This window comes from Legionella sainthelensi, assembly GCF_900637685.1.
GTDB lineage: Bacteria > Pseudomonadota > Gammaproteobacteria > Legionellales > Legionellaceae > Legionella > Legionella sainthelensi.
This window is the reverse complement of the sequence record NZ_LR134388.1, coordinates 1,869,285-1,880,235: the sequence shown is the minus strand read 5'-3', so window position 1 is coordinate 1,880,235 and position 10,951 is coordinate 1,869,285. Positions and strand designations below refer to the sequence as shown.

Sequence of the window (10,951 nt, the reverse complement as noted above, 5' to 3'; positions counted from 1 at the left end):
TGTCAACCAAAATTTTGTAAATGGTCAACACTCAGCAATTAATTAATCGCGACTTAAAACATGTTTGGCATCCTTGTGCGCAAATGAAAGATTTTGAAATTTGTCCTCCCCTGATTGTTGAAAAAGCTCAAGGATGTTACCTATATACCGATAAGGGGCCATTAATCGATGCAATTTCAAGCTGGTGGTGTAAATCTTTAGGGCATGCTCATCCCAATGTAATTGCGTCAATAACTGATCAACTTCATCGGTTTGAACATGTTATTGCTGCAAATACCACACATCCTTTATTGGTTGAACTAGCAGAAGAATTAGCCAATATTACTCAAAAGCAACATGTTTTCTTTGCGAGTGATGGGGCTAGTGCTGTTGAGATCGCTATGAAATTAGCTATTCATGCAAATCAAATCAAAGGTTTTGCCAACAAAAATCAATTTATCGCATTAAAAAATGGATATCATGGAGAAACACTAGGAACTATGAGCATTAGTGACCTAGGAATCTATAAAGCACCTTACACCTCATTTAATTTAAAATGCCATTTTCTTGACAATATTCCCTATGTTACAGGGAAAACAGATCCATTATGGGCGAATTGTGAAACGTATTGGCCCTCTATAGAAAAGCAATTGGAATCAATAGAAGATAATGTCTGTGCACTAATTGTTGAACCAATAATCCAAGGCGCAGGTGGGATGTTATGCTATAGCCAAGATTTCCTAAAAAAAATAGCGCTATGGGCTAAAAAGAGGAACATTTATCTTATTACTGACGAAATAATGACAGGAATAGGCCGGACTGGTGAATGGCTTGCGACCAATCATGCTGAAATTCAAGCAGATATTATTTGCTTATCTAAAGGATTAACTTCGGGCTCAATACCTCTAAGCTGCGTTATGATCGACCATTCTATTTTTGAGCTCTTTTATGCAGATTATTCAAGTGGTAAATCATTTTTACATTCTCATACCTATAGTGGTAATTCACTTGCTGTAAGTGCTGCTTTGGCAACAATTAGAACCATACGTGAGGAAAAATTAATCACGCATGTGCAAAATATAAGCGAATATATGCTGACAGCCCTAACTGAAGTTGCTCAGCTTTGTGGTAAATTAACAAATATTCGTGGAATAGGTGCTGTAGTCGCAGCAGATCTTGAAGATTCGACGCACCACAGAGTCGGGAATAGAGTTTATCAGCAAGCATTAAGCCATGGCGCTTTGATACGACCGATAGGAAATACCCTTTATTGGCTTCCCCCATTAAATACAAGTCACGAAATAATTGGGAAATTAGCCGAAATCACACTAAAATCTATAAAGGGAGCATATGCGATACCTTAAACATGCGAGAATCACTCAAAAATTTATTATTTTTAATCTATAGACAATTTAAATTGCTATGGATACTGTTGGCAATTTTTTCTTTTTTTATTCTTTCTTATATTAATTGGTATAATAACGACATCCAATCATCGATTTTAGCCTCCAAGGTAGCGAATAAGCTTACGAATGATATAGATAATTTTATTAATAGCATATTTAGGGATATAAATAAGTTACTTATAGATAAAAAACTGCTCATCACAAACAAAGAGATGATTATCTCTTCCCTACAGCATATCAATATAAACCATCCCCGAGTTTCCGGGATAGCTATTTGGGATCCAATTAATCAAATTGTATATTCTACATTGCCGCACAATAAAAGTTTTCTATTAAATATTGATCCAAACCATGTCTTTGTTGGTCCAATCACTTCAGCGTGGTTTGTCCATCCCATTTATGTGATACAAAGAAAAATTGATCATTTTCAAGCTGAAGTCATTATCATGACGTCCATACTTGAAAATATATTAAGCTCTCCGGAATACAGTAACTACTCTATAGTTTTACATGATGAAAATCGAAAAAAAGCTATTATAACAATGGAGCAAAAAGAAAAGTTCCCCTGGCTCGACAATATACTTCTTCAAATCAAATCTCTTTTATTTCCACAACTAGTTGTTTCTAAACGACTAAATAGCATTAGTGGTATTGTGATCACTGTCGTTGAAAATAGGCAAAATATAATTCGTAGTTTTTGGTACAAAGAGATTTTACTTGCTCTTGATATCTTAGTGCTTTCAATTTTGCTATATTTTGTAAGCAAAAAAACTTTCAACAAATATTATTCTTTGCATGGAGCCATTAAGAAAGCGATTAAAAAAGAGCAATTTTATCCTGTTTATCAGCCTTTATTTGATGGAAAAAAAAATGTCTATTCTGGAGCAGAAGTTCTTTTAAGATGGAAATATTATCACGATACAATCATAATGCCCGATCTTTTTATTCAAGAAGCCGAAAATACAGGCTTAATTGTTCCTATAACATTACAAATTGTTGAAACCGTATTTAAAGAAACTAAAGAGATTCTCTATGATTTCTCTTCATTTCATTTAGCATTTAATCTATGTGCTTATCATTTCACTGATCCGCTTTTTTTGATCAATTTTATAAATTAGTTGATCAATATTCTATTTCACCTAACCAAATATTATTAGAAATTACTGAGCGCTATTTGCTTGATGTAAATGATAAGTCTTTTATTAAAAAAATGTTAGAGCTTCGGGAAGCAGGCTATTCTTTAGCTATAGATGATTATGGGACAGGTCACTCAAGCATTAGCTATTTACAATATTATCCTTTCAATTTTATAAAAATTGATAAAATATTTATTCAGGCTATAGGAACAAAGGCGATTACAGAAACTTTGAATGATGCCATTATTAACTTAGCAAAAAAAATAAATTTAACTATTATTGCAGAGGGTGTAGAAACTAAGGAGCAAGTTAATTATTTATTGGAAAATGATGTGCATTTTTTACAAGGATGGCATTTTTCGAAAGCACTTTCAATTGACCAATTGACTAACTTATTAAAAGGAGAAAAAAAATGAATCGGTATATAACTTGCTGTTTTCTAATGCTATGTGGCACATCGATTTCATGCTTTGCAGCCCCCGTCGATCTAAGCGGGAATTATTGGGAATGCAAAACCGATGATGCGACAAATACCTTTTGGACATCCAAAAATATTTATCAGAAAATTGCCCTGAATTTTTCTTACGCTAAATGCAAAAAAAATAGCAAAATGCCTGCTACTTGTCGAACAAGCAAAGCTAACTGCGAAAATTTCATCGCAGGAGTTAATGTCATGCCAAAGTGGGAATGCACTGCATTTGATAGAGAAGCATTTGTTTGGACAAGCAACCGATATCCACATCGTGAAGATGCCGCTTTAGCAGCTCAAGCCTATTGCAAACAAAAAAGTCCTGTACCAGATACATGTTATATTAATTTAGTAACCTGTTTGAATAAGCAGGGACTTTGATAAATGGTTTATTGCATTGGATTAACAGGTGATATAGCAAGTGGTAAAACCACTGTTGCAACCCTTTTCTCTCAATTGGGTATAGAAGTGATCTCCGCGGACAAAATATCGCGAGAACTGACCCAAAAAGAGAAACACATCTACAAAAAAATTGTCGCACATTTTGGAACTAAAATTCTAAACCCAGATAAAGAGCTAAACCGCAGCCAATTAAGAGAAATTATTTTTTCAAATCCAAAAGAACGTGAGTGGCTCGAACAACTTTTACATCCACTTATTCGTCAAGAAATTAAAGAAAAAGTCGATGCGTGTACAACACCGTATTGTATTGTGGAAATACCTTTGCTTATTACAAAGCATAATTACCCCTACATCGATAGAGTATTACTCATCACCACCCCAACAGAAACTCAACTATCACGGGTAATGCAACGAGATAAATGCAGTAAGGAGCAAGCTCAGGCTATTTTATCAGCCCAGCCTAATATGAGCCTACGTCTAAAAAATGCTGATGATGTAGTAGTTAATGATTTGGAAATTGAAGATCTGACAACAACGATAAATAATTTACATCGTCAGTATCTTCAATTGTCAAAAGTTATCTGAATCATGGAGTAACTTTTAAAGAGTCATCTTCAACAACCTCTGGTCTAGACTCGCTGTCGCGCAAATTTTGAATCATTGCTCTAGTATTTTGATAAAACTCTTTTGGTGTTTCACCTGTTCGGCTCATGCATAAATACTCTTTTTTATGAACTGACTCATTAATTATATTCTGTACATTAGTTAATGTGGTATCCCATGTTTGCTTAAAATCTTGAGCATTTTTAATTTCCTTTAGAATTTTAATCATTTCTTTAGGTATCGTATTATGAATTCCACTACTGCTTGAAATTTTTACTGCACTGAAAAAATTATTTTTCCATTGGGTATGCATAATGTCTTTTTGGATGTCCTTTAAAACCTCTTTTGCGATTATTTCTTGAGATAAAAAGGGAATTTGACGCATTTTAAGGTTAAGTACCTCGAATAATTGCTTTTGAAATTCGTCTTTTACTTCTTGACATTCATTAGACGTTTTTAAACTATTTAAAATTATTTCAGCAGGTAGGGTACGAAAGAGCGTTTCATAAAGGTATGCATTGTCTTCGGCCGAATTAGTTTTTGCTCTTCTTGGCGCATGAACGAATTGATAGTGCTCAGCCTCAGCAGGCTCCTTATATCCTGCATCATCATCAATCAAAATAATACTATCGGGTGCTATGTTGAATTTTTTTCCATATAGCTCTAATATCGCATTTTTAGATTGTTCGGTGTTGTGCCCCCGAAGTTGTTTGCCTATTTCTCGGGCAATATCTTCCTCAAGATAAGGCCTTTTCGATCCAAGAAAATGATTAAGAGCCTGATACATGGTAGATACATAGTTTCCATAAAACGGATGATTGTCTGCCATTTGAATACGCTGTGAACCAATAACTGGCAGAATATTGTTTTGATATAAAATCTCCAATGTTAATTTTAAAAAATTCTTATTGGGTACACAAAAATCTTTTGGATCATCTCCCAAATCTAATTCTGGACTTCGGTTATGTCCAGGAAAAATATTCTGTGTACCGCCTGCTGCATTTATAGGTCCATCAACATCGAACACAACAATTTTGCTGGGTTTTTTCATATTTTTTCTCCTATCACATAGAATTTATTTTAACCAAAAAAGACATTTTAAATCCAATTTGATAATTTCATTTGTGATATAAGATTTATAAATAATTCATTGATTTCAAGACGCTGGTGTTAGGCTCACCGTAAAAATTTTCATTTAACACCTTGAAAATTTAGAGTACTTCGATTTCAAATTGACTTACAGGATTAATTTAGAATTACTCATCAACGACATTTTCTCTCGAAAAGTCTTTATGAGAAATGGTGGTGTATCATCGTGATTATCTCTTGATTGGCTGCAGGAAAATTTTGAGAATTCAACTCCTGAAGGTTAACCCATTTCATCCCTAACTGATTTTCCCTACATGAAGGTTCACCAGAAAAATGGGTTACCAGAAAAACGATCAATGTTACCGTCTTATCTGGATACTGATGCTTTACTTCACCTAATAGCTGATATTGGTGCACATCCAGATCAATTTCCTCTTTGATTTCTCTAATCAGTGCAAGTTCAGAAGTCTCATTTTCTTCTAGTTTACCACCTGGAAACTCCCAACATCCTCCATGAGAAGCATGAATAGGACGCTGGGTTATCAAGAAGCGTTGTTGTTTATCAATAATAACTGCTACTGCAACCGTTATTTTCACACTAAACTTCCATGGCACGCTTTAAACTTCTTACCCGATCCACAAGGACAGGGATCATTTCGCCCAATTTTTTTCTCCTGACGCTTATAGGTTTGAGCTTTATCATTTTCTTCATCAGCATCACTAAAGTCACTGTGCTGTAAACTCATTTTACTCACTTGCTCTGCACGTCGTTGTTCTTCAACAGCATTGACATCTGCAGCAGTCTGAACCTCCACAGAGGAAATGAGTCGAATTACATCATACTTCAAATTATCAAGCATTGTAGAAAATAAAGTGAATGCCTCTTTTTTATACTCTTGTTTTGGATCTTTTTGCGCATAACCACGCAAGTGGATACCTTGACGTAATTGATCCATTGCAGCAAGGTGTTCACGCCATTGATTGTCCAGAGTTTGCAAAATAACAGACTTTTCAAACTGCGATATTGTCTCTCTTCCAGCCTGGCTTACTTTTTCGTTATAATGTTTTGCTGCTAAATCAAGAATTTTTTCTTTGATTTGCTCCGGTTGGATATGATGATCTTCCTCAATCCATTCCAATACAGGAATTTTAAGTTTAAATTCATCTGCTAAAACATCACTTAAAGACTTAGGCTCCCATTGATCTTCTAAACTTTGTGGAGGGATATATGTGTCAACGAGATTGGAGATTACTTCTTCCCTCATCATATTTACCGTCTCTTCTGTATCTGTCATTTCCATGATTGAAGCACGCTGGGTATAAATGACTTGTCGTTGATCATTAGCCACATTGTCATAATCTAAAAGCTGTTTTCTTACATCAAAATGATGCCCTTCCAGTTTACGCTGTGCATTCTCAATTGCTTTTGTTACTAAATTATGCTCGATGGGCTCTCCAGGCTGCATTCCTAATCGCCGCATCATTGAAGCAACACGTTCAGAAGCAAATATTCGCATTAAATTATCTTCAAGTGATAAGTAAAAACGGCTGCTTCCGACATCACCTTGACGACCCGAGCGACCTCTCAGCTGGTTATCAATTCGTCGTGACTCATGACGTTCAGATCCAATGATCCTTAATCCACCTGCCGCAATAACCTCATCATGACGTTGCTTCCATAATTTCTTCACCGCTTCTTTTTCTTCTTCGGTAGCAGACTCTGGTAATTGTGCTAAATCTGCAGCTAAACTTCCACCTAAAACAATATCTGTTCCCCGGCCAGCCATATTTGTTGCAATAGTCACAGTTCCTGGTCGGCCTGCTTCAGCAATAATTTGTGCTTCTTTTTCATGAAACTTGGCATTTAAAACTTGATGCTTGATATTTTGCTTTTTTAATAGTTGGCTCAAAAACTCAGAGGCCTCGATAGACACAGTACCCACTAAAACAGGTTGCTTACGGGCAGCACAATCGCGGATATCAGTAATAACCGCTTGAAACTTATCTTTTTGGGTTAAATAAACTAAGTCAGGTTCATCTTTTCGTACCATTGGCTTATTTGTTGGGATAACCACTACATCAAGATTATAAATCTGCTGCAGTTCAAAAGCTTCCGTATCCGCTGTCCCAGTCATTCCCGATAATTTATTGTACATTCTGAAAAAATTCTGGAATGTAATAGAAGCAAGAGTTTGGTTTTCATTTTGAATAGAAACATTTTCTTTTGCTTCAACAGCCTGGTGTAATCCTTCAGACCATCTTCGACCTGGCATAGTGCGACCCGTGTGTTCATCCACAATGATGACCTGGTTATCTTTCACAATATAGTCGATGTCACGATGAAACATAGCATGAGCTTTTAATGCCGCATTAACATGATGCATTAGCATAATATTGCTCGCATGATATAAGCTCTCACCATGATCGAGCAATTTTGCTTTAACAAGTAACTCTTCTATGTGTTGATGGCCTGCATCGGTAAGATGAGCTTGTTTTTGTTTTTCATCAACCGTATAGTCGCCCTCCCCACCCTCTTCCTGTTTTTTTAAATGAGGAATTAAGGTATTAATTTTAATATAGAGTTCTGAACTGTCTTCAGCAGCACCAGAGATTATCAAAGGGGTACGCGCCTCATCAATAAGAATTGAGTCTACCTCGTCTATTATCGCAAAATTAAGCTCTCTTTGTACTTTATCTTCAAGACTAAATGCCATGTTGTCACGCAAATAATCAAAACCATATTCATTATTGGTTCCATAAACAATATCGCATCGATAAGCTTCTTGTTTTGCAGCATGAGACATGTCAGGATAAATAACTCCTACAGATAAACCTAAAAACTCAAATATAGGTTTCATCCATTGGCTGTCGCGTTTGGCAAGATAATCATTAACCGTGACTATATGAACACCTTTTTCAGAAATCGCGTTTAAATATGCAGGAAGTGTAGCAACCAATGTTTTACCTTCCCCAGTCCGCATTTCAGCAACATTACCTTCATGCAACACCATGCCACCAATTAACTGCACATCAAAATGACGCAATCCCAAAGTTCGTACTGAGACCTCTCTCACAGTAGCAAAAGCTTCCGCCAACAATTCATCAAGGGTTTCTCCCTCAGCAAAACGTGCTTTAAAATGCTGGGTTTTTGCAGCTAGCTCAGCATCGGTTAAGGTTTGCATTTGCGCTTCAAACGCATTAATTGCCATTACTGCCTTTTCCATACGCCGTAATGTACGCTCATTTCGGCTTCCAAACATTTTCTTAATCAACGCATTCAGCATGGCCTAAATAATCCTCTGGAGATTTCAAATAACAAATTTGTTAATGTACTAAAAATTCGAAAAAAATACTATGAATACCTTTAATTTAAGTGAATATTGAATGTTTATTTTCAATTTCTAACAAGTACTGGCTTAATTGTTCAAACAAGTGGATATTCTTAGTTTGCAAAATTTCCATTAATTTTCTTTTCCATTGACTCGCCCCAGGTAAGCCAAAACTTAGATTAAATATGGGCTTAATCAGCAAACTAAGAGATGCTCCTTGATAAAACTCATTCAGCAAATACTCTACATAATCATTAAATACTTGACTACGGGATCTATTAGGTACTTCAGGATAGAGTCCATGATGTATTGCTGCGATCTGAAATGGATTATCACAAGCCAAGCGCCCAAGCATCACTCCATCTACATAGGACAGATGCTCTTTAATTTCATTTAAATTCAATATATTGCCATTAATTACAATGGGGATATCGGGAATTTCTTTTTTCAAGCGATAAACATAATCGTAATGAACAGGAGGAATGGTTCGGTTTTGCTTTGGGTTTAAACCTTGCAACCAAGCTTTACGAGCATGCACAATTATCTTTTGTGCACCTGCTTCAATTAATTGATGTACAAAATTACTAAAAAATTCATAGCTGTCTTGGTGGTCTATTCCTATTCGTGTCTTTGCAGTAACAGGTATATTTACTGCCTCTCTCATTGCACGAATACAATCCCCTACTTTTTCTGGTTCTTTCATTAAACATGCACCAAAATTTCCAGCCTGAACTTTGTCACTAGGACAACCTAAATTAATGTTGACTTCATCATAACCTTCTTGGGCTGCTCGTCTGGCACACTCAGCTAAAAGAGTTGGTTCAGAACCGCCTAGTTGCAATGCAATAGGATGTTCCTTTTTATTAAATTGCAATGAGCGGATAGGATTATTGCATACAGCCCCTGTAGTTTGCATTTCCGTATACAAAAGCGCATTAGGTGCAAGCATACGCATCAATACCCGAAAATGTCCGTAAGTCCAGTCAATCATCGGCGCTATAGCTAAAGAAGAAAATAAAATCTGGGACACTATTATATTTAATTAAAAACCATGATTATAACCGATCTTTCAATTTGGTACAAAATTAGGGTGGGGGTCATCGTTTTAGTCTCGGAGATTATTAGATTGCTTAAGTCTCCGCAATTTAAATTGCACTTTTAGATTTCTAGAAAACATCCCTAAATTTTAATAAGCGCTAAAGTGTGTCATAGAATTTATTAATTAGTTCATTCACGCGTGCTTTGGAAACAGGGCACCTGGGTATAACAAGGTACTCAATAAAGCACACCAATTAATTGAAGAACATGATATCTTATCTCTCGCAGAAAATGGGATTAGCCAAATATTAGATGCGTTAAAGAAAATACCTACAGAAAACGAACTGAACACTCTGGAACAAACTTTTCTAAAGAATGAGAACCAAACCCTTCAGAAATTATTAGAGAAAAGTCTTAGCGCAGATATTAATGCGCAAAATAAGTACTCATCTAGACTGTAAAACGTAATAATGTAGAAGCTGTTTCTCTCTTGCTGCAACAGAATCATAAAGAGGCATCTTACTCACTAAAAACCAGTAAGGTCAAACAGGGCTAAAGGCAAGTCCTTAAGAAAATTTACGGGTTGCATTAATCCTTAATATCCAAGAATATATAACATTAGTGCAAACATCGTGCTTCCTTATATAACCTAAAGCAGACAGAATGTCTCTTGCACTGATGTTTTTCAATTTTGTAACAAAAATTATTTTATACAAGCTGAGGCTCGCTTTGCCGTCTCTTGGATTTTGTGAACATAGTAACAAGGATGCATATGAAAAACGCAAAATTATCACAGCGTCGTCTCTTTGTTTTAGATATTGATGAAAATCTCGCAAGCATTCAATTGGATGAAGATGAGCCACACAATTTATCAAAAAGTGCTGAACGATCTTTAAGCCAAAGCGCCTTGGGTATAATCGATAAACCAGAATTGACTCCTGGGTTATTATGGAAAAAAGCAACAGCATTTAGAAGACTTGAATGGAAAACATTTTTTGAAGAAATTATTACCATCAATGAACGCTATAAGAAGCAATCAAATGATGACATTCCATTGATTTCTATTATTTTTTTAACGAATGCCACTTATGATGGTGAAAAATTTATTAACAATGTTTTTAAACACTTTTTTGGCGAAAAAGTGACAAGCCAATTAGTTCCTGATCTTAGTGGATTTTACAATAGACAGAATCAATTACAGGAAATTAAGTATCTTGATAAAAGTGATTACCTGGAATATCTATTTCCTCATTTACAAAATAAATTCGCACTTATTAATCGATCACAAATCGCATTGATTGATGATTCGCAAATAAATATTTATGGTGCTAAAGAATATGGTTTTTCTGCAATTTACCATCCTTCTAATCCAAACCAAAGGCCATCGTTTTTCACTTTTACCCAACATGGTTCTGCGGTGTTTGAAGAGATGCATCGAATTCTAAAAGAAGCTGATGATTTTGTCGCAGAACAAGAATGTACTGTAATTCATCAATAAAA

Annotated in this window: 8 protein-coding genes and 1 pseudogene; 5 read left to right on the top strand and 4 right to left on the bottom strand. The window is 35.5% G+C overall.

Translation table 11 applies throughout. The features are described from left to right. Positions 1-20 precede the first annotated feature (20 nt). The 4 genes and pseudogenes from bioA (at position 21) to coaE (ending at position 3,977) form a co-directional block, all read left to right on the top strand. A complete protein-coding gene (gene bioA, locus EL220_RS08290) occupies positions 21-1,343 on the top strand; it encodes an adenosylmethionine--8-amino-7-oxononanoate transaminase (protein ID WP_027269963.1) in 1,323 nt (440 codons plus the stop codon). A gap of 2 nt (positions 1,344-1,345) precedes the next feature. Beyond that, positions 1,346-2,937, top strand: a pseudogene (locus tag EL220_RS08285) (EAL domain-containing protein). Further along, positions 2,934-3,371, top strand: coding sequence for a hypothetical protein (locus tag EL220_RS08280; RefSeq protein WP_027269961.1), 438 nt, complete (start codon positions 2,934-2,936; stop codon positions 3,369-3,371). The pseudogene EL220_RS08285 and the gene EL220_RS08280 overlap by 4 nt, the downstream one beginning before the upstream one ends. A gap of 3 nt (positions 3,372-3,374) precedes the next feature. Further along, positions 3,375-3,977: a dephospho-CoA kinase gene (gene coaE / locus EL220_RS08275; protein WP_027269960.1), complete on the top strand. Its 603-nt coding sequence runs from the start codon at positions 3,375-3,377 to the stop codon at positions 3,975-3,977. A 1-nt stretch (position 3,978) separates the two neighbouring features. On the opposite strand, the gene EL220_RS08270 is transcribed toward coaE, so the two are convergent. The 4 genes from EL220_RS08270 to dusA all read right to left on the bottom strand — a co-directional run bounded on the left by EL220_RS08270 (position 3,979) and on the right by dusA (position 9,443). Then, on the bottom strand, positions 3,979-5,046 hold the full coding sequence (locus EL220_RS08270; protein ID WP_027269959.1) for a hypothetical protein: 1,068 nt from the start codon (positions 5,044-5,046) through the stop codon (positions 3,979-3,981). 239 nt (positions 5,047-5,285) lie between these two features. Beyond that, a complete protein-coding gene (gene mutT / locus EL220_RS08265; RefSeq protein WP_035905670.1) occupies positions 5,286-5,681 on the bottom strand; it encodes an 8-oxo-dGTP diphosphatase MutT in 396 nt (131 codons plus the stop codon). After that, positions 5,678-8,368 (bottom strand): preprotein translocase subunit SecA, encoded by a 2,691-nt coding sequence (gene secA, locus EL220_RS08260; RefSeq protein ID WP_027269957.1) that lies wholly within the window; start codon positions 8,366-8,368, stop codon positions 5,678-5,680. Before secA ends, mutT begins: the two co-directional genes overlap by 4 nt. Before the next feature lie 85 nt (positions 8,369-8,453). Further along, a complete protein-coding gene (gene dusA, locus EL220_RS08255; protein WP_027269956.1) occupies positions 8,454-9,443 on the bottom strand; it encodes a tRNA dihydrouridine(20/20a) synthase DusA in 990 nt (329 codons plus the stop codon). A gap of 780 nt (positions 9,444-10,223) precedes the next feature. Here dusA and EL220_RS08245 point away from each other — a divergent pair. Next, positions 10,224-10,949 (top strand): hypothetical protein, encoded by a 726-nt coding sequence (locus tag EL220_RS08245; RefSeq protein WP_027269955.1) that lies wholly within the window; start codon positions 10,224-10,226, stop codon positions 10,947-10,949. Positions 10,950-10,951 lie beyond the last annotated feature (2 nt).